Origin of the sequence: Streptomyces sp. AgN23 (genome assembly GCF_001598115.1) — a bacterium.
GTDB classification, from domain to species: domain Bacteria; phylum Actinomycetota; class Actinomycetes; order Streptomycetales; family Streptomycetaceae; genus Streptomyces; species Streptomyces antimycoticus.
The window spans coordinates 10,239,173-10,264,870 of sequence record NZ_CP007153.1 but is presented as its reverse complement, the minus strand read 5'-3'; the positions used below and the strand labels follow the sequence as shown (position 1 = coordinate 10,264,870).

Below are 25,698 nucleotides of genomic sequence, written 5' to 3'. Positions count from 1 at the left end.
AACACTCACCTCCGGGGCGGTTCAAGAGGAAGCCGCAACTGCACCGGGCGAACGGGCCGGACACGCACCCGCTCGGCCGGAATCCGCAACACCATCTGCCGCGAGGCCATCCGCGGAACGGACCGGCCGACGGGAGGACGCGCGGACGACGGGGAGGCCGAGCCGCTGGTAGTGAGATGGGGTCGCGGGACGCGCTCGGCCCGGATCGGCAACCAGGTCTGGACTGGCCGCGGCGTACGGGAGGAGACGCGCTGCGCAGCCACGGGCAACGTCAGCTGCCTCCTGCGGCGCGCCTGTACGGGATGGACCACGGTGCGCGGACCCTTCTGCTGAGAAGTACCAGGTGAGGCCAATCGCGAGCCGGTGCTCAGGCGGCCCGCCGGCCCCCTCGGGAGCGTGGGCGCCGTTGTCGAGCCGGTCGCTGGGGCTCCGGCTCGGGCCACGCCCGCGCCCACAGGCCCTGAAAGGCTGCCGGGAGTAGGAGAGCCAGTGGCTGTTCCGGGCCCCGAACCGGGTGCTGTGCTCGCTGTGGCAGCCGAGCCAGTGCCGAGCCACCTGCGGACCAGTGGCGAGCCTGGCTGTGGTCCCGGCCGTGGTGGACCTCCGCCGCCACGGCCGGGACGCCCGCTCCCGCCACCGGGCTGGCCACCTCCGCCAGGGCCGCGGCGCAGCAGGGATGTGCCGGGGAGGTAGCGGTCCATGAGGCACAGGGCCAGGGTCCGCAGGAGGCGTACAGCGGTGGGGGCGTGGGGGTTGTGGATCGGGGTGGAGCGGAAGACGACCTGCATCGTCCAGCGGGGGATCTTGAACAGCACCCAGAACAAGGCGAGTCCGGCCAGCATCGTGCCCAGCTGGTCCGAGTACGGAATCCCCAGCGCGGTGGCGCCGGGGGCGAAGAACAGCTGGAGCGCGACGATGAACGTCATCGACTGCGCGACCTGAATGACCAGACACCCGGCGAGCCCGCGCCACCACAGCCGCGCCACCGGGTCGGTGAGCGGGTGGGCATGGCAGGCAAGCGCCAAGGGACCGGAGACGGCAAGCAGAGCCATGACCGCGACCCGTACGACAAAGCCGATCAGCACAGCCAGGATCAGCACGATCATGACGATCGACACGATCAGCAGGTAGATCTTCAGCCCGGGAGCACCGAACAGAGAGAAGGGAAGGGCTCGATCGACCAGTCCCTGCCCGGCGTCGGCCATGTCGATGCCCACGATCGCGTGGGAGAGCGTATTGCCCAGGGCGATGGCCTTGCCCATCACGGTCAGCGACATCGCCGAGGCGATCATCCCGATCAGCAGGCGCGGGGCGATCTGTTTGAGCGCATACCGGGTCTGGACGGTCTCATATCCCATCACCGTGATCCCGCCCGCGGTCACGAACAGCACGTAAATCCCGGCTGTGATGTCCATCGACCCGGTCCACAGCCGTTTCAGGGTATCGCGAGGCCGATCTGCGCGAGGCAGACGGCGAGACAGCCGGCGACGAGTGTGCCGGGCAGGAGACGCGGGGCGGCGGATGCGGAGGGAGAAGAAGGGGATGCGTCGGACATGAGAGGGTCCAAACGTCAGTGGCGGGCGGGGTGCTCCGGGCGGTCACGGCCGACCGTCAGGCGTGCCGGGCGGTACGGGACGTACGCCGCCCCGTCCAGACCGAGTGCCGTGGCGGACCGCTGGAGCGCGGCCGGGGTCGCGGCGTCGTCCCAGCGGCCGGTGGTGACGCGGTGTTCGAGCGCGTGCAGGGCGGCCACGGTCTCGGCGGTGGTGAACGTGCAGTGGCCCTGCCGTTCGACGTAGGCCTGCCGCAGCATCGCGCCGTCCCCGGCCCTGCGCACCCGGTCGCCGAACTGCCGTTCCTGCTCGACGGGTACCAGGTTGTCGGCGATCGTGTGCACGTCCAGCAGCGGGACGGCGAGCCCCTGACCGGCTGACGAGGTGCGCCGCGCCGTACGGACGGCGGCGGGGTCGGCGGCGATGGTGGCGCCCCGGGTCAGGGATGCCAGGTCGGCGCGCAGGTCGAGTCCGGCCGTCCGATACAGCGCGCGGACCTGCCGGGCATGGGCGGAACCGGCGAGCAGGCGGGCGTAGTCGACGCCCCGGTTCCAGGAGTTGTTGCCCGTACGACGACCCGGCCATCGCATAGCCCTCGGCGAGCAACTGGATGCGTACGGCGCCGGAAGGGGCGTCTTGGGCGACGGTGGGGCCGAAGCCGTGGCTGAACAGCAACAGCGTGCCGTTCCAGCGGTCGGGGACGTCCGCTATCCAGGTGGCGCCGTCGGCGAGGGTGCCGGTGAGGTGGGTAGTGGCCGTCGGGTCCGCGTGGGCGGCTGCCCAGGGACAGGCGGCGAGGGCGGCGGACGCCAGGGCGGCCAGGGCGACACGCAGACGGGTGCGAGCGGACATGGAGGTGGCTCCTTGTGGGCGGCTGCGGAGCGGGGGACCTGGGGGTGCGTGCTCAGCGCGCTGAACGAAGGTGTGGAGGAATGTAGGGCTGATTTCTTGCAGCCGTCAACGCAATGCACAATTTCACCTCAGGGCGCGCCCTGGTGCGGCACGCGTGAGGACGGCTACGCCAGAACGGTCTCGATCGACCGCTGCGCCGCGTCCCGGGCGGGCGCCTCCAACAGACCGTGGACCGCGCGGAACGTCTCCTCCGCCCCGGCCGCGGGCCAGTCCTCCGGCAGGTGCCGTACGGGCAAACGGGGATCACTGCGGATGACCTGGAGCCATTCGGCGGTCAATCGGAGGCGCAGCGCGAGGGCGTCTCCGCCGGACAAGTCCACGCGGCCTGAGGCGTACGGCCGCCAGGACGCGTCGAAGTCCCGGTATCCGGCGCCCAGCGCGTGCAGGTCCCAGGTGTCGTCGACCATCTCGGCGATGTCCATGCCGGCGTCCGCGTGGGCGCGGAAGACCTTCACATGCGCGGCCAGGCCCAACTCGGCGACGATCCCGGAGACATCGACCTCGCCCGGCGCGATCCACAATCCGCTGAACAGCGCGCCGAAGCCCGCCCAGGTGAGCTGGGAGCGCAGATCGTGCCGCTGGCGCTGCCAGGACTCCGGGAGCGAGAAGCCGAGCAGGGTCCAGGTGCCGTCCCATTCGCGGTTGACCGCGCCCGTCCTCCAGATGCGCCGCTCGCCGTCACGGAGGATCGCCTCCGAGCGGTCGGTGAGGCCGATGTACGTCCGCCGACCCTCACGCCGCCGGCTCAGCAGGCCACGGCTGACCATGCGGGTGAGGGTGGACCGGGTGGCCTGCTCTCCGACTCCGGCGCGCCGGAACACCTCGATGACGCTCCCTGTGTACACGCACACCCCGCGGCCCAGCACTTCGTCACCGAGGAAGCTGAGCAGGAGGGACTGGGGGCGGAGGGCTGGACCGGTCACAGGCATACATTACGAGGCCCCCGCGCACGCGGCAGCCGGCACCCGGCGGGCACCTGCCGACCGGGCGCCCGGTCGACGGCTATCGCCCGGCGTCCCCTGGATGAAGCATCAGGCGAGCCCGTCTCCGGCGACGCGCAGCAGGAGCGTGTGCAGCGTCTTCCGCTCGGCGGGGGCGAGCGGGGTGAGCAGTTCGTCGGTCACCTCCTGACCCGCCTGATCGGTGTCGCGGAGGAACGCGCGGCCGTCCTCGGTGAGGACGACGATGCGGCTGCGGCGGTCGTCGGGGGCGGGGCGGCGCTCGGCGAAGCCCAGTTTCTCCAGGTCGTCCACCAGGCCGACGATCGCGCTCGGGTCGTAACCGAGCTGAGCGCTGAGCTCTCGCTGCAACGCGCCCTCACAGGTGGCGAGGAAGCGCAGGACGGCGTAGTGCCGCAGCCGCAGCCCCGACTCCTGGAGGAAGGTGTTGAACAGCTGACCGGAGCGCAGACCCAGGCGGTAGAGCAGATAGCCCGTGTCCGCGTGGAGCGCCCGCATCCACGGTTCGTCCGCGTCGATGGGGTGTGGGTCGTCGGTGTGCGGGCGGGTGATGACGGGCTCCCTGGTCTCGGCCCCGGGGCGCCGGTCTCGGCTCCCCGGAAGGGCTGGTCTCGTGTGCGGAGTCCAGTATGACGCACCCGAGGCAGACAACAACTGTTGACGACAACAATTATTGTGCTTAACTTCGATCTCGATGCCACTCCCCGCGCCTAACCGGCGCACCCCGTGCGAAGGGACTCGCTCGTGCCCACCATCGATCTGACCGGCAAGGCCGCCGTCGTCACCGGCAGCGGCCGGGGTCTCGGCCTCGCCTATGCACACGCCCTCGCCGCCCACGGCGCGTCCGTGGTCGTCAACGACATCGACGAGGACGCGGCCGAACAGGCCGTCAAGTCCATCACCGAGGCGGGGGGCACCGCCGTGGCCGAGGTGGTCCCCGTCGGTGGCGCCGAGGCGGCCGACCGGCTGGTGAGCCGTGCCGTCGAGGCATTCGGCCGACTCGACGTCCTGGTCACCAACGCGGGCATCCTGCGCGACAAGGTGCTGTGGAAGATGACCGACGAGGACTTCGATGCGGTCATCACCACCCACCTGAGGGCCACCTTCACCTGCGCCCGCGCCGCCGCCGTGCGCATGCGGGAGCAGGGCGAAGGCGGCACGCTCGTCCTCGTCGGTTCCCCGGCCGGGCAGCGCGGCAACTTCGGCCAGACCAACTACGCCGCCGCCAAGGCCGGAATCGCCTCCATGGCCCGCACCTGGTCCATGGAACTGTCCCGCGCGAGCATCACCGTCAACGCGATCGTGCCGGTCGCCGCCACCGCGATGACCGAGACCATGCCCGCCCTCGCCCCGTATGTGGACGCCCTCAGGAACGGCCGGCCGCTGCCGGACTTCCTGCGCAAGGGGGAGGGATTCGGCACGCCGGAGGACTGCGCCGCGCTCGTCCCCTTCCTGGCCTCCGACGCCGCCCGCGGCATCACCGGCCAGTGCATCGGCATCGGCGGCGACAAGGTGGCGCTCTGGTCGCATCCGCAGGAGATCCGGGCCGCCTATGCCGACGGCGGCTGGACCTCCCGCGCCCTGGCCGATGCCTGGCCCACATCGATCGGCGCCGAACCGCAGACGGTGGGTATCCCCGCGCCGAAGATTCCGGAGGCGTGATGGACCTCCAGGATCTGGTCGCCATCGACGTCCACACCCACGCGGAGGTGTCCTCCACGGGCCACTCCTCCCTGGACGACGACCTGCACGACGCCTCCTCCGCCTACTTCAAGGTCGAGGGCAACCGGAAGCCCACACTCGAGGAGACGGCCGCCTACTACCGCGAGCGGCGGATGGCCGCCGTCATCTTCACGGTGGACGCCGAGTCCGCGACCGGCACCGAGCCCGTCCCGAACGAGGAGGTCGCCGAGGCCGCCGCCGCCAACGCGGACGTCCTCATCCCCTTCGCCTCCATCGACCCCTTCCGGGGCAAGGCCGGCGTGCGGCAGGCCCGGCGGCTGGTCGAGGAGTACGGTGTGAAGGGCTTCAAGTTCCATCCCAGCATCCAGGGCTTCTTCCCCAACGACCGCTCGGTGGCGTACGGCCTGTACGAGGTGATCGAGGAGACCGGCACCGTCGCGCTGTTCCACACCGGCCAGACCGGCATCGGCGCCGGTGTTCCCGGCGGGGGCGGCATCCGCCTGAAATACTCCAACCCGCTCCATGTGGACGATGTGGCCGCCGACTTCCCGCAACTGAAGATCATCCTGGCGCACCCGTCGTTCCCCTGGCAGGACGAGGCCCTGGCGGTGGCGACCCACAAGCCCGGCGTGCACATCGACCTGTCCGGCTGGTCCCCGAAGTACTTCCCGCCGCAGCTCGTGCAGTACGCCAACACGCTGCTGCAGGACAAGGTCATGTTTGGTTCGGACTTCCCGGTGCTCACCCCGGACCGATGGCTGGCCGACTTCGAGAAGCTCTCCCTCAAGGACGCGGTCAAGCCGAAGATCCTCAAGGAGAACGCGGCCCGCCTGCTCGGGCTGACGCGACCGTGAGAGGTGCCAGATGCGCAACGAGGGACTGGGATCGTGGCCCGCACGCCGGGCCCGCAAAACCCCGCACCGCACCGCCCTGATCCACGGCGAGCGGTCGACCGACTACCGCACTCTGCACACACGCACCACCCGCCTCGCCCACGCCCTGCGCGCCCGAGGCATCCGACGCGGCGACCGCATCGCCCACCTCGGCCCCAACCACCCCGCCTACCTGGAGACCCTGTTCGCCACCGGCCTCCTCGGCGCCGTCTTCGTCCCCCTCAACACCCGCCTCTCCGGACCCGAGATCGCCTACCAGCTCGCCGACTCCGGTGCCAAGGCCCTCATCCACGGCCCCGCACACGCCCGGCTCGTCGCCGGACTGCCGGCCGACACCGGGGTACGGACCTGTCTCGAGATCGGCGACGCGTACGAACAGGCCCTGGCAGCCGCGTCGGCCGAGCCGATCGACGAACCGGTCACCCCCGACGACACCTGCCTCATCATGTACACCTCGGGGACGACCGGCCGCCCCAAAGGCGCGATGCTCACCCACGCCAACGTCACCTGGAACGCCGTCAATGTCCTGGTCGACCACGACCTGTTCGCCGATGAACGCGCTCTGGTATCCGCACCGTTGTTCCACACCGCCGGCCTGAACATGATCACCTTGCCGGTGCTGCTCAAGGGCGGCACCTGCGTCCTGGTGGATGCCTTCGACCCGGGAACGACCCTCGACCTGATCGAACGGCACCGCATCACCTTCGTGTTCGCAGTGCCGACGATGTTCGACCAGGTGGCCCGGCATCCCCGCTGGGCCCATGCCGATCTGTCCTCGCTCCGCATCCTCACCTGCGGCGGATCACCGGTGCCGACCCCGCTCATCGCCGCCTACCAGAAGCGCGGGCTCACCTTCCTCCAGGGCTACGGCATGACCGAGGCCGCGCCCGGCGCACTCTTCCTGGACGCCGAACACGCCACCGACAAGGCGGGCTCGGCAGGCGTACCGCACTTCTTCAGCGACGTACGGGTCGTACGGCCCGACCTCACCCCGGTCGACATCGCCGAGACCGGCGAAGTGGTGGTCCGCGGACCCCATGTGATGTCCGGCTACTGGGGACTGCCCGAGGAGACGGAGGCCGCCTTCGCGGACGGCTGGTTCCGCAGCGGGGACGCGGCCCGGGTCGACGAAGACGGATACGTGTACATCGTCGACCGCATCAAGGACATGATCATCTCTGGTGGCGAGAACATCTATCCCGCCGAGATCGAGGACCTCCTCCTCACCCACCCGGGCATCGCCGAGTGCGCGGTGATCGGGGTACCGGACGAGAAGTGGGGCGAGGTGCCCCGCGCGGTCGTCGTCCCGGCAGCGGGCACCGAACTCGATCCGGAGCAGGTGCTGGCATCACTGTCCGGGCACCTCGCCAAGTACAAGATCCCCAAGTCCGTGGTCATCGCGGACGAACTTCCGCGCACCGCCTCCGGAAAGCTCCTCAAGTCCCGGGTGCGCCACCGCTACGGCGCCCCAATCCCTGAGCAGAAAGCGGACTCATGAGCATCACCGTCAACGGCCTGGACGAACTGAAGAAGCTCGCCGGCAGCGACCTCGGCACCAGCGAGTGGATCGAGGTCACACAGGACCGCATCGACACCTTCGCCGATGCCACCGGCGATCACCAGTGGATCCACACCGACCCGGAGCGAGCGGCTCAGGGCCCCTTCGGCGCGCCGATCGCGCACGGCTACCTCACCCTGTCGCTGTTCATCCCCCTCTTCACCCAACTGCTGGAGGTGCGGGGCGTGACCACCAAGGTCAACTACGGCCTGAACAAGGTGCGTTTCCCCGCACCGGTGCGGGTCGGATCCCGCCTGCGGCTCGCCGCCCGGCTCAGCTCGGTCGAGGACGTGCCCGGCGGCGTCCAGATCGCCGTCGACGGCACGATCGAGGCGGACGGCGGCACGAAGCCCGCGGCCGTGGTGCAGAGTCTGTCCCGCTTCTACGTCTGAGCTGCCGCGATCGGTGGAAGACGCGGTCACCTGCGGCCACCATCCGTTCGCTCCGGTCAGGACCGCGGGTGAGCGTCGTGGGTGAGGAGCGCGAGCTGGACGCGGTTGTCCAGGTCCAGTTTGGCCAGGGCGCTCGAGAGGTGGGCCTTGACCGTGCCGAGGGACAGGTGCAGGCGGGTGCCGATGTCGGTGTTGGACAATCCCTCGGCGACCGCCTCGGCCACCTCACGCTCCCGCTCGGTGAGCGACGCCAGCCGCTGACGGGCGTGTTCGGCCCGGTCGTCCGGTCCGGCCGCCGCGTGCTCGATCAGAGCGCGCGCGGCGGACGGCGACAGTGCGGGCTCGCCGCGAGCGGCCCGGCGTACCGCGGCGACGATGTCCTCGGGCGCGGTGTGTTTGGCGAGGAACCCGGCGGCGCCCGCGCGCATCGCCTCCAGGACCAGGCGGTGTTCGTCGAAGGTGGTCAGCACGATCACCTGCGGGACCTTCGTACCGTGGCGGGTGAGTGCGCGCGTGGCCGCGAGGCCGTCCATGACGGGCATCCGGATGTCCATGAGGATCACATCGGGCTCGTGTTCACCGACGGCGGCGGCCGCCTGGGCACCGTCGGCCGCTTCCGCCACGACCTCGATGCCGCCCGCCCCGCGCAGCATCATCTTCAGCCCGGTCCGTACCAGGGGGTCGTCGTCGGCCAGCAGCACTCGGATCATGGCGTCACCTCGCGGACCACGGTAGCCGGGCGCACAGCGTGAAGATGCCGTCGGCAACCTTGTGGTCGAGGGTGCCGCCGTCGAGGCGGACACGTTCGGCGAGCCCGGTCAGACCGGCGCCGGTGCCCGGGATCGCCTCGTCGGTACCGGAAGAGGCGGGCAGCTCATTGCGTACCTCCACGGTGAGGCCGCGGCCCGGACCACCTGCCAGACATACGCTGACCGGTGCGCCGGGCGCGTGCTTGCGGGCGTTGGTCAGGCCTTCCTGGGCCACGCGGTAGACGGTGCGGTGCAGTTGGCTGCGCAGCTCGTGGACGGCGTCGGCGGTCAGTTCGGGGTGGAAGTCCACCGGCTGGCCCGTGGCGCGGGCATCCGCGACGAGAGAGTCGATGTCCTCGATCCGTGGCAGCAGCGACACCGGCTCGCCGTCGCCCTCCGCCCGCAGCAGGTGCAGCACCTCCTGCAGTTCCTCCACGGCCTCGTGCGCGCTCCCCCGGATCACCTCGGCGCTCTCGGCGACCTCGGCGCTGTCGAGTGCGGGTCCGGCACCGGCTTGCGCCTGCCGGGTGCGGTAGGCCAGCGCGCCCGCGTGCACGGAGAGCAGGGAGACGCGGTGCGCCAGCACATCGTGCATCTCACGTGCGATGGCCTGGCGTTCGCCGCGGCGGGCGTCGGCGAGCCGGCGCTCGTGTTCGGCCCGGGCCCGCTCGGCGTCCACCCGCAGCCGCTGGAGGAGCAGCCGCCGGGAACGCAGGGCATGGCCCCAGGCGAAGGTGGTCAGGAGGTAGGCCAGGCAGAACACGGCATCGACGAACAGGTCCGCACCCCGCCCGTACAGCAGCAGGCCGGAAGGCACCATGCACACCACGTACGCACCGAGCGTCAGCAGTGCCTGCCGCCAGCGGAGGCGAAGCGCGAAGTTGGTGACGATCACCGCGCCCGCGGGCAGCGCGCTGGTCGACAGCGCCACCGCGGGCAGCCCGATCAGGGCCACCGCGAGCGGGAAACGTCGCCGCCACCACAGCGCGAGGCAGGTCACGAGCCCCAGCAGCGGGTCCAGTTCCGCCACCCGGCCCGACAGCTCGCCCTGTTCCTCCACCACGCCGAGGACGACCATGCCGAGGAAGACGGCCGCGCAGAAGAGCACCGCGTCCACCGCCCAGTCGCGCCAGGTGCGGCCTGCCGGGAGGACGGGGTCGAGGCCGTTGGTCATGAGGTGAGGGTATGCGGGCCGCGAGGGCGGCACATCGGCCTACCGGCCAGACCGCCTTGGCCACTTGGCACAGGCAGGTGACGCCGACCGTCGCTTCGGTGCCGGGGCCGTGGTCCGATACGGCATCTCGGGTCGTTCCTTCGGCAACGGCGGCAGGTCCTTCGTCCTCACGCCTTCTCCCTCTTTGCAGACCATCGGCGAATGGTGCCGGCCCCGGTGGCCCCTGCAGGCTGCTGCCATCCGGAAGACGGGAGAGAACGAGATGGGTGCAACCCAGGTCAGCAGGGCGCGGTTGCTGCGGCTCGCGGGAGCCGTCGCAGTCGGTGCGGCGCTTCCCGCAGGGTACGCCGCGGCGGTGGAGTGGCAGCACGGAACACACTCCTCGCCCGATCGAAAGCGGACAGGGGACGCGAGGCCGGGCGGCGTGCGCTATCGCGGGGTCGTCTACGAAGTCGGGCAGGGCGAGACCCCAGCGACGGGATGGAGCGCGGCTCGTACCCGGGCCGATCTGCGGTCGATCCGCCGCGAGCTGCACGCCGACACGGTGAAAATCACCGGCGATGGCGTCGAACGCCTCACGCGCACCGCGACCGAGGCAGCCGAGAACGGTCTGCACCTCTGGCTGGAGCCGACCCTGGGCGACGTGCCTGCCGACGACATCCTCGACCACCTCGCGGAGACCGGACGGTTCGCGGAACGACTGCGCAGGCAGGGCGTGCGGGTGCACCTGAACGTCGGCTGTGAGTTCATGCTGTTCGTTCCCGGAATCGTGCCCGGCGCCACCGCGGCCGAACGGATCGACAACCTGGTCAAGGGCAACTACGACCCGGTGAAAACGGCCCAGCGACTACGCCGCTTCACCACGCGGGCAGCCGCCGTCGGCCGCTCGGTCTTCCGTGGCCCCCTGTCGTATGGCGCCGCGCAGGACGAAGACGTGGACTGGGACGTGTTCGACCTGGTGTGCATCGACTACTACGGCTGGTATCCGGACGGCTCCGGGCATGTCCGGGAGCTGCACACGTATCAGCGTCACGGCAAGCCGCTCGCGATCACCGAGTTCGGCTCCTGCACCTTCAAGGGTGCACCGCGTCTGGGCGGCATGGCCTGGGACGTCGTCGATTACGCCACGACGCCACCGCAGGTGAAGAAGGGACTGGTGCGCAGCGAGCACACCCAGGCCGCGTACCTGACCGACGTGCTCGGCGTTCTCGAGTCGATGAACCTGTACGCGGCCATGGCCTATACCTTCCTCACGCCCGACGCCCCACACCGCCGCGAGCAGCAACTCGACCTGGACATGGCGAGCTACAGCCTGGTGAAAGTGATCCGGGACCGCCCGGCGGATCCGAACTCTCCCTGGCACTGGGAGCCCAAGGAATCATTCGCAGCCCTGGCCGACGCCTACGCCCGCCGCCAACGGCATCCCTGAGACTCCGGCCGACAGCGGGCCGTGACACGGTGAGCATGCGGGATCCGCCTCGGCGCGGGGGGCGAGAACGCATCAGTCCCTCATCGCGGGATCAGGGTCCGGATAGATCTCGTACGGCTGATCGGTCAGCTCCCCCTCCACCCACACCTGCATCCCGTAGCCAATCGGCGTGTCGGGGTACAGGAGTGGCAAGTTGCTCTGCGTGTCGGCGAAGTCGTCTTGCGCAGCCGGCAGCCGCAGCTCCTCGCCATGGCGTAGTACCAAACCGGTCAGGAAAGCCGGGACGAGCTCATCGAAGCGGACCCAGTCGATCAACACCCGTCCCGTCCCTGCATCGTCAGGAACCGAGATGAGGGAATGCAGATCGACGTGTCCGATCCGGCGCCCATTTTCGATCAACCAGAGGTCAGCCGTCTGGTCGAAGTGTGCGTCGACCATGTCCGGATTGTCGTTCTCGACGAAGATGTTCCGTAGCAGGAAGCGGATGTGTTCGCGGTCTCCGTAGACGAAAAAGACGCTCCAAACCACCTGGGCGTCATTTGCGGTCTCGAGCACATAGCAGCTTCGGCCCTCGAGCTCGTCCGGTGTTGGAATGATCCCACCTTGTTCTCATCGGTCAGCGTTGCCCACAAGGATGGTGCCAGACACGGATCCGCCCAAGCTCCGCAGGCACCGCGAGGAGAGGGAAACAGGTAGAACTCGGGAGCGGGGCGGTGGCCAGTGCAGTTGTTGAAGCTGAAGTACCAGTTGACGCGCTCCCACCCGGCAGCTTGCACAGGGTGAGCAGTCTCGGCACTGCCGACAAGGTTCGACTGTTCGGTGACCTGTGCAGTCTCCTCGCGAGCCGCGCCGGCTCCCGCCAGCAGGGCGGTACCGACCGCCGGAGCCGAGATGCTCGCAGTGATCAACTTGCGCATGAATCGTCTCGCTCGCGACGGAACCTGCGGTGATGGACGTTCATGGACGGTAGTGCGGCCTCTCCTCGATGCCGTACGCCGCCTCGGCCGCGTGGTCGTCGTCGGCCTCGGCACGAAGACCACGACCTTCTCCAACGGCAGCCTCATCCGCAAAAGCGTGGAACTCCGCGGCTCCTACGGCGCCAGCAAGGACGAATACCGCCAGGTGCTCGGCTTCATCGCGGAGGGCCGGATCACCCCGATCGTGGAAGAGATCCCCTTCGCCGACCTCAACAAGGGCCTGGACCGGCTCCGCCACGGCAAGGTCCGGGGCCGCCTGGTCACCCGCCCGGGGGACTGACCCGATCTGGCACCATGCGGTGTCCGGCGCCCGTCCCTCCGAGCGGACAGCGAGCGTGGTAAAGGAGCCCCGCGGCCCCCGGCCGATCCCTTGGCCGGGCAGGGTGCACAGCTCTGTGACGATCGCGAACGAGGTCGTCACCATCCGGACCCCCATGGCCGGAGACATCACCGCTTGTATGGTCCGGCCGTGAGCCATGCCGCCGCGGGTCCGGCCGCCGCGGCCGTGGCCCCGTCGTCCGCGGTTGCCACGGCCGGCCGCCGCCAACGCTCTGGTGCGGGGCGGCTCACACCGCCGAGAGCGGGAACAACATGCAGGTGCTGGTGGCGTGGGCGAGTACACGGTCCGTCGCGTCGACCAACTGGGCCTGGGCAAGAGCGGTTTGGCGGCCGCTGCTGACCACCGTGCCGATCGCGCGGACCGTGCCTGTCTCCACAGTGATCCGGCGCAGGAACTTCACGGTCAGGTCGAGTGAGGTGTAGGCCATGCCCGGTGGAAGCATCGACTGGACGGCGCAGCCGGCGGCCGAGTCGAGCAGCGTGGCATAGATGCCGCCGTGCACACTGCCGATGGGGTTGTAGTGCTCCTCCCCCGGCACCAGCGAGAACACCACACGCCCCTTCTCCACCTCGTCGAGCAAGAAGCCCACGGTCGCGCCCACAGGCGCCCCGGGAAGCCGGCCTGCCTGCAACTCACGCAGGAAATCCAGACCGGAAGACTGCCCCACGGCCGCTGCCGTGAGCGCCGGGTCCTCCCACTCGTACGTGCGCGTTCGTCCCACGACCCCGCTCCTCCCGATCTGACTTCGAATGGCGAAGCTAGCCCCGTGGGCGTCTGACTGTCAATGACGAAGTCAGGGGCTTAGCATGAACGGATGGAGTGGCTTGAGGCGAGCACGGAGAACTGCCCGGTCCAGCTCACGCTTGATCTGGTCGGGGAGAAATGGACGTTGCTCATCCTGCGCGACGCAAGTAACGGCATCCGCCGCTTCGACGAGTTCCGCCGCCACATCGGCCTGTCGGAGGCGGTCCTCAGCAATCGCCTCCGAAAGCTGACCGCGGCCGGCATCCTGAAGACCATCCAGTATCAGGAACCCGGCAGCCGCTCGCGCAACGAATACCGCCTGACCCGCAAGGGCTGGGACCTCTGGCCCGTACTGGTGGCGCTGAAGCAGTGGGGCGAAGCGTACACGGGAGATGACGAGGAGGGGCCGGTCCTCGATCTCCGGCACGACACGTGCGAAGCGCCGGTGCGGGTGATGGTCCAGTGCGAGCGGGGGCATACCTCCCTGTCCCCCTCCGACGTCAGCGCCAGGCCCGGCCCGGCAGCCCGGCTCCGGTCCTGACGCCCCCGCCCCGCGTCAAGCACGGCCTCGGCAACCCACGAACCCCGGGCAAGATCGTCATTCACCGTCGGCTGACGTGCCGTGCCTTCAGGAGGGTCAGCCGAGATACGGCCGAAAGGGATAGCAGGGCCCGTTGAGGGTGGTGCCGGACGCTCTGGCCTACAGTCCTTGCGGACTGGTCCGCGCAGTTCAGAACGGGTTCGTCGTACGTAGCGGCGCCAAGCTGGGCGGCTCCCCCCTTTACGGTACGGGGTGGGATCACCGCTCGTCGGCCTCGGCGCCCGCGGCTAGGGGGCCAGCCAGGCTCTGGAGGTGGGGGACGGGTGACTGCTCGGTCTTCTCCAAGGCGCGGTAGATGGCGCCGCGGGTGACGTTGAACGCGTCGGCGATCTCGGCGACAGTATGCAGCCGCTTGCCGTCGGCGCCCCTGGCCTCGTACATCAGACGGGCCTGGCCGATGGCGGCGGGGGTGAGCTTGGGTTTGCGGCCGCGGGGCGCGGGCGGCGGCCAGGCCCTCGTTGGTGGGCATGGCGACCAGGTCGCGTTCGAACTCGGCGAACAGGGCCAGCTGCCCGAAGAACATCTTGCCGAAGGGGTCATTGAAGTTGACCATCATCCCGGTGTCGATGATGATGAAGCGGATTTCGCGTTCGGCAAGGGAATCGGCGATCTCGTGCAGGTCGCGGATGGAACGGCCGAGCCGGTCGAGCTTGGTGATGGTGAACTCGTCCCCAGCGCGGGGCACCTTGAGCGCGGTGCGCAGTTCGGGGCGGTTGGCGTGCTTGCCAGTGGCTTTGTCCACTAGCCTCCGCGTTTCGGTTGGGGTCGGCTGAGCTGGGTTGATGTGGTCGGCGGATGCTTGGTGCCAGGAGGACATGGGCAGGGCCCGGCGCGTGGGCCGGGTGCTCCAGGTTCCTCGGGTTGTGGTCGGACAGTGGCGGGTTCGCTGGTCAGGTGGCCGGTTGGGGCAGGGCCGCGAGGCGAGCGAATGCCGTGGTCAGAACGTGGCGCCAGGGCCAGGTTTCGGCGATCCGCAGGTAGAGGCGGCGCCCACTGCGGGTGATGCGGGCGGTGGTCTGCAGGAGCCGGTAGCGGAGTTTCTTGGGTTCGGCGTCGGCGAGTTCGCCGTCCAGCAGCAGGGCCCGGGTCCAGGCGAGCAGGTCGATCGCGGTCAGGGACAGTTCCAGCCAGGCGGCGTTGACGGCGAAACGGCGGGAGGGGAAGCGCCCGAAGCCGGTGGTCTTACCGCAGCGGATGCGGTCCTCGACGCGGGCATGTGCTCGGTGGCGCACCTCCAGGTGCTGCAGAGGTCCGCCGCCCGCGATAGGGGTGTCAGTGAGGAATACCTGGTGGCGCATGCCCTCGTCCAGGTCGAACAGGGATAGCTGGGCGCCAGGATGGGGCCGCTCACGCCGCACGATGATCCGGGTGCCGTCCGGGTAGCCGGTCAGGTCGACCATGCCGGTCAGTTTGGCAGTCTGTGCTCCGTCACGCAGGGAGCCGTACTGTTCCAGGGCGGGGTGCCAGACCTGGTCGGGCAGGGCCTGGATCGCGCGGCGGACCGGCTCGGTGATGGCGTGCCCGACGGAGAAGCGGGCGCGGATCCCGCGCGAGCGCAGGGTGCGTATGTGGTGCAGGAATGCCTTCGCGCTTCCGGCACTGTCGGCGCGGATGAGGAGGTCGGTGCCGTGGCGGTGGGCGTCGGGGATCTGGGCCAGGGCCGCTTCCAGGACGGTGATGTGGTCGTCTGCGGTGTTGGCGCCGGCGTTGCCCGCCCGCAGCAGGCCGGCCAGGCCTTCGCCGGTGTTGTCCAGGAAGCACAGCAGCGGGTGGAAGCCGAAACCGCGCTTGTAGGTCGGGGCGGCGTGTTCCTTGTCCGAGTGGCAGGTGACCAGGGTGGCGTCGATATCCAGGACCAGGCCGGGCACATCACGCCCGCCCGCGCGGGAGGCCGGTATCCCGTCACGGCTCTCGGCGACCTGCAGCCAGGCGGTCTCCCGGGCGGCGGCCCGGGCCGCGCGCAGGGCGGCCAGCGTGGAGGTGTCGATGTCGGCCAGCAGGCGCCAGGCGGTGGGGGTGGAGGCGACCGGGCCGAACACCTCGTGCTGGTCGCGCAGGAGGGCGAGATCTGCGATGGCCTCGCCGCCGTCGGCGAGCATCACCGCCAGGTCGACAGCGATCCGCCCGGGGTCGTACCCGGTTCCACGTGGACGCAGCCGACGCAGCGCGTCGGTGAAGGTGCCGGCCAGGCCAGTTGCGTCGGCGAAATCCGCCAGCAGGCGGGACCCGGCATGGCTGACCACTCCACGCCCGTCGGCCGAGACCACAAGTCGGGGACGTGACCCGGTAGTGTGCACTCTGAAGGTGCCTTCCTGCTGGGCTGACAGAGACTCTAGACAAGCCTCATCGTCCCAGGTCAGAAGGCACCTTTGCTTTTCCGCTCATGATCCGGACACGGCCCAAAATGAAACACGCAGGCTAGTCACCCGACCGGGAATGTCAACTCATGTGACACCGAACTGCACTCTCTGCGCGGTTCCTACTCACACCCCGTGAGGACCGGGCTGCGGCCCCGATTCGGCGATGGCTCCGCGACGTACCGTCCGAGGAACTGAGTCATCCCCCCGATTCCGCCGACCCGGCCCGCACCATGCCCTCCCGCAGCCTGATCCACATGGCGAGTACCACACACGCAGCGAGAGAGCCCGATGCGGTGATCAGCAGTGCCATGTCGGCGGCCGTTTCCGAACCCACGTCGCTGTCTTGGTCGGTGACGGCCCCGGCCAGTCCGACGCCGAGGCCGGCGGCCACGGTAATGACCGTCTTGGTGACTCCCGAAGCCTCCCCGGCCCGTTCCGGCCGGATCACCGCCTGGGTGGCGATGAGCGTCAGTGAGTTGGCCACTCCCAGGACCGCGCCGCCCACAGTGGCCACAGCTAAATACAAGGTGAGGGAGGAGGTCCGGGCGAGGCACACCAGAACCAGCGCCCCCCCGCACAGGCAGCCCGCCATCAGCCGTGCCGCGGCCCGTGGCGGCACCCGCCCGGCGAGCGGCCCGGCGAGCGCCATGGCCAGCGCGGGGGCGAGGAACGCGGTGCCCGCAAGGACGACCGAGAGGTTCCACTGGCCTTGGAGCGTCAGGGGCACGACGAACAGGAACATCACGGTGGCGGTGTTCGCCGCGGCACCGGCCAGGGTGAGCGCCATGTACGGTCCGTTGTGGAACAGGCTGAGCTCCACCAGCGGATGGGCTGCGGCCCGCTCACGCCGTACGAACAGGATCAGCAGGGCTACCGCAACAGCCACGCCCGCCAGCGCGACGGGCCACGGCCAGCGCGGTCCGCGGTCGATGACGACGCAGAGCGCGGCGAGCGCGGCCGTGGCACCAGCCAGGCCGCCCCAGTCGACGCTGCGGGGCGCACTGGTGTCGTAGCTCTCGGCGGTACGTGAAGCACAGACCGCACCGAGTACGGCGAGCGGGACGTTAAGCCAGAACACGGCACGCCAGGACACCGACTCGGTCAGGGCACCGCCGATGAATGGACCGCAGGCGGTGGCGATCCCGCCGATGCCGAGGGCCCAGCCGGTGGCACGGCCGCGCAGTTCGGCGGGGTAGACGTTGGTCAGCAGGGACAGCCCCACCGGCATGATCATCGCGGCCCCGGCACCCTGGGCCACCCGGGCGCCCACGAGGGCGGGCAAGGTCGGGGCGAGCGCGCAGACCAGCGAGGACGCGCCGAACACGGCAAGCCCCGCGACCAGGAGCCGCCGTCGGCCGAACAGGTCGCCGAGCCGTCCCGCCCCCAGCATCAGCGTGCCGGTGGACAGCAGGTACGCGCTGATCACCCACTGGAGACCGTCTCCGCCCGCGTGCAGGTCGCGGCCGATCTGCGGCAGGGCGAGGTTCAGGCCGAACGAGTCGAGCTGGATGCAGAACACACCCACGGACATGGCGAGGAGTGCCCATCGCCGGGTGGCGAAGGGCGGCGGCGTCGCACCGCTGGCACCGTTCCTCAAGGTCGCGCCATTGCTCATGATTGCTCGCTTCTCTTCATGGTCGGCCCCTTTGGGGGTGGTCCTTGCTGCCGCCGCACGGCCGTGCGGCGGCACGAGACGCTGATAGTGAGGGGGAGGTCGCAGCCGAAGAGCGCTCCTGGACACGGAGCGCCGCTGCGGGAGAGGAGAAGAGATGAAGAAGTGGGGGCCGGGATGGAGGCGCTGTCCACGGGAAGTCCGATGTGCCACGTCGACAGGACTGCTGCGTGGATGACGTACGCAGGCCCACGCCTCGACGGGCGGTCGGGACGAGATCACCGTAACTGACCCCCGGGCACTTGCCAACCCGTCCCTGTGCGGACCCGGGGAGCGGAAGAAGTCAGTCGATTCATGGAATCCGCGTTGAACTGCCGGTATATGGTGTCCTATCAGGCGCGAGGAAAGCATTCAGCCATCACAGGGAATGCCGCGGGCTGTGACCCTCCGGTCGCATTGAGGCGCCCCCCGCCCCCGTTGGCGCAGAGTCGCGCTCCGGACCTCCGCGCCTCGAACTCCCAGTTGAGCGCCGCGCGTTGGCCATCCCGCGGATTGAGAGGTCTCGCGGCACGACCCCGCCGACCGCACACTGCGCGACCACGCCGTCACCACCCGTACCACCCGCCGGGTTCGTACTGCCTATACCGACCAAGTGCCTGGTCAGGCGCCGTGAAGCGCCCGATAAACGTGATTGCTCGGCGGAGCGGCCTGATCCCCACCCAGGGGTCTTGGCTTCCGGATCAGCCTCCTGTTAGTAATTTCATGCGGCAGACGAATGCCATTCCTGCACCTCTCCCCCATGGATCAGGCGGATGTGATGTCGTTAAATGCGCAGGGTGCTGCTACTCCGATACGCCGGATAGCACCCACCCGCAGGACGCGCTACAAGGCGGAGATTGCCTCGGTTTCTCCGGATTCGAGCAGGAACACCTTCGAGCAATACGAAACATGTTTTCTCGGTGTCAGCCTAGAAAACAGCAACTTCACCACTCCCAAACTCACGAGCATGGTCAAGTGGATCTCCCGAAGGTTCGGACGATGCACCGTGCTCATCGGCGACAGCATTCACCGGCTCACTCTGGAGTCGGCTCAGGGGCTGCCCCCCGACCGTGCCAGGGAACGGGCGCTGGAGCTTGGCCGACGCTTTGCGGAGGTCGAGGAGAAGGTGTTCGATGAGTACAGCGAGAGCACCGACTTCACCGTTCTGACCTGCGGTGAAGTGCAGGCCGGCGAGAGGTACGCCGAGTTCCACAGCAAGTTGCGGGCGTTCTTCGATGAGGACGAGGCGTTCCGTTCCTCGGTCGAATCGTTCGGTCACGCCTATCACCGGAAGCGGGCTGACGGCATCGGCGAGGCCGAATGGGAAAAACGCATCCGGATGTCCAACGACTACTTTCTCGAAGAGTTCGCCATCTTCGCCTGTCTCAAAGAACAGGGGCTGCCGGTCATGGTGTATCCCGGATCGTTCAGCACCCTGTCCGAGATAGCCAAGGGCGAGCATCCGGGAGCCCCGAAACAGCTGCGTGACCTCGTCGTGGTCTCCCTCCATCTGAAAGGCCGGTGAGCATGACAGGCGAAGCTCGTGACCTGGTCCCCGAAATACGGCGGGGAAAGATATACCAGGACGTTTACGAGAAGCGTTCACCCGACCGTCCCGCACTCGGCGAAGCACGCCTCGAAAGGGCCCGCGCAGAAGGCGGGGTGCTGGACTTCGGTGGTTCCGGAGCGCGTAACCGGGCATTCCGGGACGGCGTTTTCCTCCTGGAGATTCCGAGCGGGCTCGGCGTGTCGGCGGGTGACGCGTTCGCGCGTCAGTTCTATGAGGGTCCGGCCGTGGCGCCGTACGGCCGGTTCCGCGACATCGGCAGCGACCACTTCGGGGATCCGCTGCTCGGCTTCCACCAGCGGATCAACCAGATCGAGCAGTTCCTCCTCGAACGCCGGTTCTGGGCCGTCGCCTATCCGCCGGAGATCACCGCCCTGGGCGAGTCGCTCACCCGGCTCTCGCGGCAAGTTCTGTGTTCCGTCCTCTCCACGGTGGGCATACCGGAACGGGACTGGCGGCGGGCGACCGGCGGCTGCTCGCAGCGCGCGGGCTCGTATCACCTGACGTTCAACCACTACCGGCCCGCGTACGAGGACATCGGGCTCAGCTCCCACAAGGACGACGGGTTCCTCACCATCCTGCGGACGACCGCCCCGGGCCTCGAAGTCAGCCGCGAGGACAACTGGGAGGCCGTCCCGGCCGACCCGGACTGCTTCATCGTCAACTTCGGCCTGTCCATGGAAATCCTTACCGCGGGCAGCCGCATGCCCGTGGCCGCCATCATGCACAGGGTCGCCCGCCAACAGGACGACCGGTCCAGCTTCGGGCACTTTAGCTCCAGCGGCTGCCTGCCCGGAGAGGACGAGGGCATCTACCGCTACGTACACGGCAGCGGACTCGAGCGCGTCTGTGGCTCGCGCGAACTCATCGACGAGAACGACTACGAGATCTACGCCGGTACGGACGCGCCGGACGGGTCGGACACCACCATCGCCCCGGGTCGCCCCGATGAGCACCCCACCACGAAGGAGGTACGCCGATGACAGTCGATGCCATGACCCTCCAGCATGCCACCGTGACGGACACCGGCCTGCGCTTCGACGCCGCCGACGGCCTATCCCGGTCCCTGCGGGACGGCTGCTTCCTGCTCGCCATGCCCGCCGGGTTCGACCCGGGCCCGGGCATCACTCTGTGCCGCGAGTTCCACCGGGCACCCGGCGAAGGGCCGACGGCCACTCGGGCGTACCGGGGTTTCAAGGACGTGCCGGGCGTCTACTTCGACCGGGAGCACTTCCAGACCGAGCACCTGCTCATCGACGGCCCCGGGCGGATCCGGCACTTCCCGCGTGGACTCCTCGCCATGGCCGAGCAGATGAGTGCTCTGACGCTCCTTGTGCTGCGTGACGCGATGACCGAGCTGGGCATCGCGCCCGCGCTGTGGAGCGAGATCACCGGTGGCGCCGTCGACGGTCTCGGCACCCACTGGTTCGCGGCGAACCACTACCGGCCGGAGCGCGCCAAGCTGGGCTGCGCCCCGCACAAGGACACCGGATTCGTGACCGTGCTCTACAACGAGGAGCCCGGTCTGGAAGCGTCCGTCGACGGCGACTGGGTGCCCGTCGACCCCGTGCCCGGCCACTTCGTGGTGAACTTCGGCGGCGCCTTCGAACTGCTCACTGCGGCCCTCGACCGCCCGGTGCAGGCCATTTTGCACCAGGTTCGGCAGTGCGCTCCGGTCCCGGGCGCCGCGGACCGCTTCTCCTTCGCGGCCTTTGCCAACCCACCAGCCACAGGCGACCTCTACCAGGTACGTGAGGACGGCTCGGCTGCGCCCGTGCGCAGCTCCGAGGACTTCCTGCGCGAGTTCAACGAGCAGACCTGGTCCGACCGGCACGCCGACTTCGGCATCGCCAAAGCCGTCGGCGCGAGCGGAGGCGGTACGTCATGAGCGTCTCGGCGGACCGCCTCAGCGCCCCGCGCCAGGGCAGGAACGTTGACCTGCCGCAGGCCCCCGGCGCGCCCTTCCTCGGAATCGTCGCCCACCACGACGGACCCAGCCGGCTGCACGGCCACGCCCCGGCGTTCCACGAGGCGACCGTGGTGCGCGGGGAGCCCGCCTCGCACTACTTCCGCGCCTCCGGCATCAGCGCTTGTGCCGAGGAGAACGGCGGTCTGTGCACGTTCTGGATGGGCCGAAAGCTCGCCGTCTATCAGATCACCAACGAGCCGCTCGTCGGCGATGACGTCCTCGCGCCCTCCACCGACGCCAACCGCGAGCTGTTCGGCGACTTTATGGGCTCCTTGCCCCACGACCACCCGGACCGCCCGCGGAAGCGGGCCGTGGTCGAACGCTCCCTCGGCAACGCCAAGTTCGTCGAACGCTTGGAGCCCGCCGTCCGGAGGTACACGGTCGACTACCTCGGCCGCGCGGCCGGCCAGCCCGTCCCGCTCGACGACTTCACGCTGTCTCTGACGGCATACGTAGACAGCATGATCCCCGGCGTCCTCGATCTCACCCAGCGGCCGCTGCCCGAGTACCTGGACTCCGCCGAGTATGGCCGTGTGGTGCGCGGCTTCTTCGACCTCGCCTCCGACGTCATCAGCAACGACAACCCGGCGGCGATGCGCGAGTTCGACGTCATCGTGCCGTTCGTGCGCGACCTCCTGACGGACAACTTCGACGCCCTGGCCGACGCGCCCCGGTCCAACATGATTCGGCGTCACTTCGCCCTGTGGGAATTGCCCTTCACTCAGCGCTCCGTGGCCGCGCTCGACGCCGCGCGGATCAAGGAACTGGGCACGGTCATCGTCGCCACCTACGACACGACGGCGCTCAGCCTGATGTGGGCAATCGGCTATGTGGAGGTCACGCCCCAGGTCAAGGACGCCGTCGTGGCGGAGGCCAGGCGCGACACAGGGACGGCGGCCGGGACGGGGTGCCCGTACACGGACCCGCCTCCGCACGCGAGCGCCACCCCATCCGTGATCGACCTCGCGGTCCTGGAGGCTGTACGCCTCGGCGGCAGCAATCCCAGTGCCCTGTGGCGCCGTACGACCGAGCCGTTCACCCTGCGCCACCGGGGCGCCTCGGTAACCCTTCCACCGGGCACCATGATGTGGCTGGACCGGCGGCAGGCCAACCGCGACCCCGCCATCTTCCCCGAGCCGCGAAGCTTCGCCCCGGCCAACATCAAGGCCATCGTCCGCTCCGACCGGGAGACGGTCTCCTCGCTACTCTCCCGCGGCCGCTACGAGATCAACTCGTTCAGCATGGTCAACGCCGACCGGAACCCCCGCAAGTGCCCCGGCCGGCTCTTCTCGGTGCGGATGCAGTCCGTGGTCCTCGCAGAGCTGTACGGCCGCTACGCGGTCGCCACGCAGGGTACCGACCTCCAGCTGAAGCACCATGCGTCCATGCCGCGCCCGGCACGGCCGGGAAGCATCACGATCCGGCCCGAACCCGGCTCCGGCTCGCCGCGCGACACCCCAACCCCGAGGGAGCCGACCCCATGACCACCGCCAACTCCCGAACCGCCCGGGCCCACTTCCACCCCACCACCGCCCGGGCCCCGGTCAGCCTGCCGCCCATGCCCGGCGAGCAGCAGGCTCAGGCCGCCTACCCGCCGGTGGACCTCGAACGCTCCTGGTTCGACGGGGACGAACTGCTCTTCGAGCGCGAGGGAGGCTTCGACCGTGCCCTGGCCAAGGGCTTCTTCCTGCTGCGCATACCCGACGGCCTCGATACCGGCCCCGGGGACCGGTTCGCCGCCCACTTCCACGAGGACCCGGCAAGTGACGACCTGGACCCCTATCGGGGATACCGCCACGCCGATGTCCCTGGCACCTACCAGGGCTACTTCGACCGCGAGCACGATCAGTGGGAGAACTTCTACATCGAGAGGGTGAACTGGTCGCTGCTGCCGCCCGAGGTCACCGAACTCGGCCACCGGATGACCGGCCTCGGCGTCGCTGTCCTGTGCGCTGTGCTGCGGCATGTGCAGGTACCGCAGGACCTGTGGAGCGAGGTGTCCGGTGGCCTTTCCGACAACGGTGGCCACCAGATGCTCGCCTTCAACCACTTCCGTTCCCAGAAGGAGACCCGCGGCTGCAAGTTCCACCGTGACTCCGGGTGGGTGACCGTGCTCCGCTCCTTCGAGCCGGGCCTCCTCGCACTCATCGACGGAGAGCTGGGCGCCGTCAACCCTGAGCCGGGCCACTTCATCGTGAACTTCGGCAGCTCGCTCGAGGTGCTCACCTCCGCCCTGCCGCGGCCCGTGCGCGCGAACGTGCACGGCGTGGTCTCCACCGAGCGCTCGGCCGGCCGGGCCGACCGCATCTCGTACGTGACGTTCCTGGACTCCGCCCTCGACGGCACCGTCTACCGGCTCGACCACGGCACGGCGCACCCCGTGCAGTCGGTCGCAGACTTCGCCGCTCAGGAGGTGAGCCGGACCTATGACAACGACGGCGCGCTGTAGCCGGAGCACGAACACGGCACCGGTGGAAACCGACCGAGACGGGAGTCGCACCATGACGGACACTGCGCAGTCACAGCAGGCACAGCGGGGAAAGCAGGAGGAGGCCCACCTCATCCTCCCTGCAGCCGAGGTCGACGCGGGCACCCTTCGGTTCGCCACCGCGGACGACACCGAACGGGCGCTTTGCATCGGCGCGTTCAACGTGGCCGTCCCCGAGGACCTCGACGTGCGCGCTGGACTCGACTTCTGCCGCACCTTCTACAAGCCGGGGACCGGTGATCCGGCCGACCGCCACCGAGGCCACCGCGAACACGGCCATCCAGCCTCCAAGCTGGGCTACGAGGACCGGCCCGACCAAGTCGAGCAGCTCCAGCTGGAGAGCTTCCTGTGGCAGGAGTACCTGCCGGACGAGGTCACCGCAGTGCTGCGGCGCATGCGGCAGCTGACCCTGGACGTCCTCTACGGCGTGTTCGACGCGGCGTGGGTGCCCGAGGCCGACCGTGACCTCATCACCGGCGGCGCCCCGCAGGACACGGGCTTGTGTTACACAACAGTCAACCACTACCGCGCAGGCCTGAGCGACCGCGCCGGGATCGTCGAGCACTCCGACAGCGGGTTCATCACCACGATCTGCACCGACCAGCCCGGCTACGAGATCCTCCACGAAGGCCACTGGCTGCCGGTGCGTGAGCGCCCCGGCCACTTCACCGTCAACCTAGATGATCAATTCCAAGGGGTGTGTGCGGGCATGAGAACGAGGGTGTCCAAGATCGTTGTGTGACGAACAACCAGGACACCCTCGCGACCGCACTTTACGCGACCACCGACGACCTGCTGAAGGAGCGTCCGGACCTGGCATCATGGCGCCCGCCGGTCGGCATCGCACCCCGCCTGAGTGATGCCGAACTGGTCACCCTCGCCGTGATGCAGGCCCTGCTCGGCTTCACTTCCGAGGCCAGGTGGATCCGTCACGCCCGTACCCATCTGCGGCACCTCTTCCCGTACCTGCCGCAGCAGCCCGGCTACAACAAGCGGCTGCGCAAGGCCGCCGGCCTGCTGCGACGGGTCACCCGGATCCTGGCCACCACATCCTCGGTGTGGAGCGACGACGTGTGGGTCGTGGACTCCACCCCGGTGGAATGTGGCCGATCCCGCGAAACCGTCAAACGCTCGGACCTGGCCGGATGGGCCCAGTACGGCTACTGCGCCAGCCACAGCCGATTCTTCTGGGGCCTGCGCCTGCACCTGATATGCACCCTCCAGGGCCTGCCAGTCGCCTTCGCCCTTACCGGAGCAAAAGCCGACGAGCGCGAGACCCTCCTCGACCTCCTCGCCGCCGAACCCGGCCTTCTCCAAGGTCGAACCGGGCAGACGCTGATCGGCGACAAGAACTACTACGGTCGCGCCTTCGAACATGAACTCGCAGAGCACGGAATCCAACTACTGCGGCCCGCCCGCAAGGGCGAACGGCAGCGGCCGGGCGCGCATCTGTTCAAGCCCTTGCGGCAGGTCATCGAGTCGATCAACGAGACGTTCAAGGGACAGCTTGACCTCGAACAGCACCGGGGCCGCACACCCGGCGGCGTGGTCGCCCGCGTCATGCAGCGAATCCTCGCCCTGACCGCAGCGGTCTGGCACAACGACGCCACCGGACACACCGTCCTACGTTCCCTGACCGCCTACGATCACTAACCCCTTGGAATAGATCATCTAGGCGACGCCTTCCGGGTCCTGACCA

The 25,698-nt window shown here is 69.1% G+C and carries 25 protein-coding genes and 1 pseudogene; 15 read left to right on the top strand and 11 right to left on the bottom strand.

Translation table 11 applies throughout. From position 1 onward, the window contains the following. Nucleotides 1–5: 5 nt before the first annotated feature. The 4 genes and pseudogenes from AS97_RS43715 to AS97_RS43700 form a co-directional block, all read right to left on the bottom strand. Nucleotides 6–1,415: a hypothetical protein gene (locus AS97_RS43715; protein WP_210566861.1), complete on the bottom strand. Its 1,410-nt coding sequence runs from the start codon at nt 1,413–1,415 to the stop codon at nt 6–8. 155 nt (nt 1,416–1,570) lie between these two features. Beyond that, nucleotides 1,571–2,405: pseudogene (locus AS97_RS43710) on the bottom strand (hypothetical protein). A 164-nt stretch (nt 2,406–2,569) separates the two neighbouring features. Then, nucleotides 2,570–3,394, bottom strand: a complete 825-nt coding sequence (locus tag AS97_RS43705) for a PaaX family transcriptional regulator C-terminal domain-containing protein (protein WP_059144432.1) — start codon at nt 3,392–3,394, stop codon at nt 2,570–2,572. 102 nt (nt 3,395–3,496) lie between these two features. Continuing rightward, nucleotides 3,497–3,922, bottom strand: coding sequence for a MarR family transcriptional regulator (locus tag AS97_RS43700; protein ID WP_059144431.1), 426 nt, complete (start codon nt 3,920–3,922; stop codon nt 3,497–3,499). Between the two features lie 246 nt (nt 3,923–4,168). On the opposite strand from AS97_RS43700, the gene AS97_RS43695 reads away from it, so the two are divergent. The 4 genes from AS97_RS43695 to AS97_RS43680 are packed head-to-tail and all read left to right on the top strand — an operon-like array spanning nt 4,169 to nt 7,950. Continuing rightward, a complete protein-coding gene (locus AS97_RS43695) occupies nt 4,169–5,086 on the top strand; it encodes an SDR family oxidoreductase (protein WP_210566860.1) in 918 nt (305 codons plus the stop codon). Next, a complete protein-coding gene (locus tag AS97_RS43690; protein ID WP_059144429.1) occupies nt 5,086–5,961 on the top strand; it encodes an amidohydrolase family protein in 876 nt (291 codons plus the stop codon). Before AS97_RS43695 ends, AS97_RS43690 begins: the two co-directional genes overlap by 1 nt. Nucleotides 5,962–5,971: 10 nt before the next feature. Next, on the top strand, nt 5,972–7,498 hold the full coding sequence (menE, locus tag AS97_RS43685) for an o-succinylbenzoate--CoA ligase (protein ID WP_086707166.1): 1,527 nt from the start codon (nt 5,972–5,974) through the stop codon (nt 7,496–7,498). Further along, nucleotides 7,495–7,950, top strand: a complete 456-nt coding sequence (locus AS97_RS43680) for a MaoC family dehydratase (protein WP_059144427.1) — start codon at nt 7,495–7,497, stop codon at nt 7,948–7,950. Before menE ends, AS97_RS43680 begins: the two co-directional genes overlap by 4 nt. A 56-nt stretch (nt 7,951–8,006) precedes the next feature. On the opposite strand, the gene AS97_RS43675 is transcribed toward AS97_RS43680, so the two are convergent. Further along, nucleotides 8,007–8,660 carry a response regulator transcription factor gene (locus AS97_RS43675; protein ID WP_059144426.1) on the bottom strand — a complete coding sequence of 218 codons (654 nt, stop codon included), beginning with the start codon at nt 8,658–8,660 and terminating at the stop codon, nt 8,007–8,009. A gap of 4 nt (nt 8,661–8,664) precedes the next feature. Next, on the bottom strand, nt 8,665–9,873 hold the full coding sequence (locus AS97_RS43670) for a histidine kinase (RefSeq protein WP_210566859.1): 1,209 nt from the start codon (nt 9,871–9,873) through the stop codon (nt 8,665–8,667). Nucleotides 9,874–10,135: 262 nt separating this feature from the next. Here AS97_RS43670 and AS97_RS43665 point away from each other — a divergent pair, with 262 nt between their 5' ends. After that, complete coding sequence (locus AS97_RS43665) at nt 10,136–11,302, top strand: abortive phage infection protein (RefSeq protein WP_210567413.1); 1,167 nt, start codon at nt 10,136–10,138, stop codon at nt 11,300–11,302. A 72-nt stretch (nt 11,303–11,374) separates the two neighbouring features. On the opposite strand, the gene AS97_RS43660 is transcribed toward AS97_RS43665, so the two are convergent. Beyond that, on the bottom strand, nt 11,375–11,857 hold the full coding sequence (locus tag AS97_RS43660) for a hypothetical protein (protein WP_210566858.1): 483 nt from the start codon (nt 11,855–11,857) through the stop codon (nt 11,375–11,377). A gap of 414 nt (nt 11,858–12,271) precedes the next feature. On the opposite strand from AS97_RS43660, the gene AS97_RS43655 reads away from it, so the two are divergent. Beyond that, complete coding sequence (locus tag AS97_RS43655; RefSeq protein ID WP_247204684.1) at nt 12,272–12,559, top strand: zinc-binding dehydrogenase; 288 nt, start codon at nt 12,272–12,274, stop codon at nt 12,557–12,559. A gap of 286 nt (nt 12,560–12,845) precedes the next feature. On the opposite strand, the gene AS97_RS43650 is transcribed toward AS97_RS43655, so the two are convergent. Continuing rightward, nucleotides 12,846–13,340, bottom strand: a complete 495-nt coding sequence (locus tag AS97_RS43650; RefSeq protein ID WP_210566857.1) for a PaaI family thioesterase — start codon at nt 13,338–13,340, stop codon at nt 12,846–12,848. A 93-nt stretch (nt 13,341–13,433) separates the two neighbouring features. On the opposite strand from AS97_RS43650, the gene AS97_RS43645 reads away from it, so the two are divergent. Continuing rightward, nucleotides 13,434–13,904, top strand: coding sequence for a helix-turn-helix domain-containing protein (locus AS97_RS43645; protein WP_125759927.1), 471 nt, complete (start codon nt 13,434–13,436; stop codon nt 13,902–13,904). A gap of 258 nt (nt 13,905–14,162) precedes the next feature. Here the strand turns inward: AS97_RS43645 and AS97_RS48150 are convergent, their stop codons facing one another. Next, nucleotides 14,163–14,345, bottom strand: a complete 183-nt coding sequence (locus tag AS97_RS48150) for a hypothetical protein (protein WP_247204683.1) — start codon at nt 14,343–14,345, stop codon at nt 14,163–14,165. Nucleotides 14,346–14,373: 28 nt separating this feature from the next. Here AS97_RS48150 and AS97_RS48145 point away from each other — a divergent pair, with 28 nt between their 5' ends. Beyond that, entirely contained in the window at nt 14,374–14,709 is a 336-nt protein-coding gene (locus tag AS97_RS48145; RefSeq protein WP_185929912.1) for a hypothetical protein, read from the top strand. A 145-nt stretch (nt 14,710–14,854) separates the two neighbouring features. On the opposite strand, the gene AS97_RS43635 is transcribed toward AS97_RS48145, so the two are convergent. Then, complete coding sequence (locus AS97_RS43635) at nt 14,855–16,261, bottom strand: IS1380 family transposase (protein WP_210566855.1); 1,407 nt, start codon at nt 16,259–16,261, stop codon at nt 14,855–14,857. A 259-nt stretch (nt 16,262–16,520) separates the two neighbouring features. After that, the gene (locus AS97_RS43630; RefSeq protein WP_236669700.1) at nt 16,521–17,939 is read right to left on the bottom strand and encodes an MFS transporter; all 1,419 of its coding nucleotides are present in this window, start codon (nt 17,937–17,939) and stop codon (nt 16,521–16,523) included. A 796-nt stretch (nt 17,940–18,735) separates the two neighbouring features. Between AS97_RS43630 and AS97_RS43625 the strand changes: the two genes are divergently transcribed. The 7 genes from AS97_RS43625 to AS97_RS43595 all read left to right on the top strand — a co-directional run bounded on the left by AS97_RS43625 (nt 18,736) and on the right by AS97_RS43595 (nt 25,652). After that, nucleotides 18,736–19,500: a tRNA-dependent cyclodipeptide synthase gene (locus AS97_RS43625; RefSeq protein ID WP_210566854.1), complete on the top strand. Its 765-nt coding sequence runs from the start codon at nt 18,736–18,738 to the stop codon at nt 19,498–19,500. Nucleotides 19,501–19,769: 269 nt separating this feature from the next. Further along, the gene (locus tag AS97_RS43620; RefSeq protein ID WP_210566853.1) at nt 19,770–20,525 is read left to right on the top strand and encodes a 2OG-Fe(II) oxygenase family protein; all 756 of its coding nucleotides are present in this window, start codon (nt 19,770–19,772) and stop codon (nt 20,523–20,525) included. Then, nucleotides 20,522–21,430 carry a 2OG-Fe(II) oxygenase family protein gene (locus AS97_RS43615; RefSeq protein ID WP_210566852.1) on the top strand — a complete coding sequence of 303 codons (909 nt, stop codon included), beginning with the start codon at nt 20,522–20,524 and terminating at the stop codon, nt 21,428–21,430. The genes AS97_RS43620 and AS97_RS43615 overlap by 4 nt, the downstream gene beginning before the upstream one ends. Further along, nucleotides 21,427–22,995: a cytochrome P450 gene (locus AS97_RS43610; protein ID WP_063804878.1), complete on the top strand. Its 1,569-nt coding sequence runs from the start codon at nt 21,427–21,429 to the stop codon at nt 22,993–22,995. Before AS97_RS43615 ends, AS97_RS43610 begins: the two co-directional genes overlap by 4 nt. Further along, nucleotides 22,992–23,960: a 2OG-Fe(II) oxygenase family protein gene (locus AS97_RS43605; RefSeq protein ID WP_201724463.1), complete on the top strand. Its 969-nt coding sequence runs from the start codon at nt 22,992–22,994 to the stop codon at nt 23,958–23,960. Before AS97_RS43610 ends, AS97_RS43605 begins: the two co-directional genes overlap by 4 nt. Before the next feature lie 52 nt (nt 23,961–24,012). Next, nucleotides 24,013–24,741, top strand: coding sequence for a 2OG-Fe(II) oxygenase family protein (locus AS97_RS43600; RefSeq protein WP_210566851.1), 729 nt, complete (start codon nt 24,013–24,015; stop codon nt 24,739–24,741). Further along, nucleotides 24,738–25,652 (top strand): IS982 family transposase, encoded by a 915-nt coding sequence (locus AS97_RS43595; RefSeq protein ID WP_210564085.1) that lies wholly within the window; start codon nt 24,738–24,740, stop codon nt 25,650–25,652. Before AS97_RS43600 ends, AS97_RS43595 begins: the two co-directional genes overlap by 4 nt. Nucleotides 25,653–25,698: the final 46 nt, after the last annotated feature.

Coding starts and splice junctions, on each gene's coding strand:
- AS97_RS43645 (WP_125759927.1), top strand. CDS start 13,434: ATGGAGTGGCTTGAGGCGAGCACGGAGAACTGCCCGGTCCAGCTCACG.
- AS97_RS43615 (WP_210566852.1), top strand. CDS start 20,522: ATGACAGTCGATGCCATGACCCTCCAGCATGCCACCGTGACGGACACC.
- AS97_RS43610 (WP_063804878.1), top strand. CDS start 21,427: ATGAGCGTCTCGGCGGACCGCCTCAGCGCCCCGCGCCAGGGCAGGAAC.
- AS97_RS43705 (WP_059144432.1), bottom strand. CDS start 3,394: ATGCCTGTGACCGGTCCAGCCCTCCGCCCCCAGTCCCTCCTGCTCAGC.
- AS97_RS43690 (WP_059144429.1), top strand. CDS start 5,086: ATGGACCTCCAGGATCTGGTCGCCATCGACGTCCACACCCACGCGGAG.
- AS97_RS43625 (WP_210566854.1), top strand. CDS start 18,736: ATGGATCAGGCGGATGTGATGTCGTTAAATGCGCAGGGTGCTGCTACT.
- menE (WP_086707166.1), top strand. CDS start 5,972: ATGCGCAACGAGGGACTGGGATCGTGGCCCGCACGCCGGGCCCGCAAA.
- AS97_RS43715 (WP_210566861.1), bottom strand. CDS start 1,415: ATGGACATCACAGCCGGGATTTACGTGCTGTTCGTGACCGCGGGCGGG.
- AS97_RS43630 (WP_236669700.1), bottom strand. CDS start 17,939: ATGAGCAATGGCGCGACCTTGAGGAACGGTGCCAGCGGTGCGACGCCG.
- AS97_RS43675 (WP_059144426.1), bottom strand. CDS start 8,660: ATGATCCGAGTGCTGCTGGCCGACGACGACCCCCTGGTACGGACCGGG.
- AS97_RS43600 (WP_210566851.1), top strand. CDS start 24,013: ATGACGGACACTGCGCAGTCACAGCAGGCACAGCGGGGAAAGCAGGAG.
- AS97_RS48150 (WP_247204683.1), bottom strand. CDS start 14,345: ATGTACGAGGCCAGGGGCGCCGACGGCAAGCGGCTGCATACTGTCGCC.
- AS97_RS43700 (WP_059144431.1), bottom strand. CDS start 3,922: ATGCGGGCGCTCCACGCGGACACGGGCTATCTGCTCTACCGCCTGGGT.
- AS97_RS43665 (WP_210567413.1), top strand. CDS start 10,136: ATGGGTGCAACCCAGGTCAGCAGGGCGCGGTTGCTGCGGCTCGCGGGA.
- AS97_RS43605 (WP_201724463.1), top strand. CDS start 22,992: ATGACCACCGCCAACTCCCGAACCGCCCGGGCCCACTTCCACCCCACC.
- AS97_RS43670 (WP_210566859.1), bottom strand. CDS start 9,873: ATGACCAACGGCCTCGACCCCGTCCTCCCGGCAGGCCGCACCTGGCGC.
- AS97_RS43680 (WP_059144427.1), top strand. CDS start 7,495: ATGAGCATCACCGTCAACGGCCTGGACGAACTGAAGAAGCTCGCCGGC.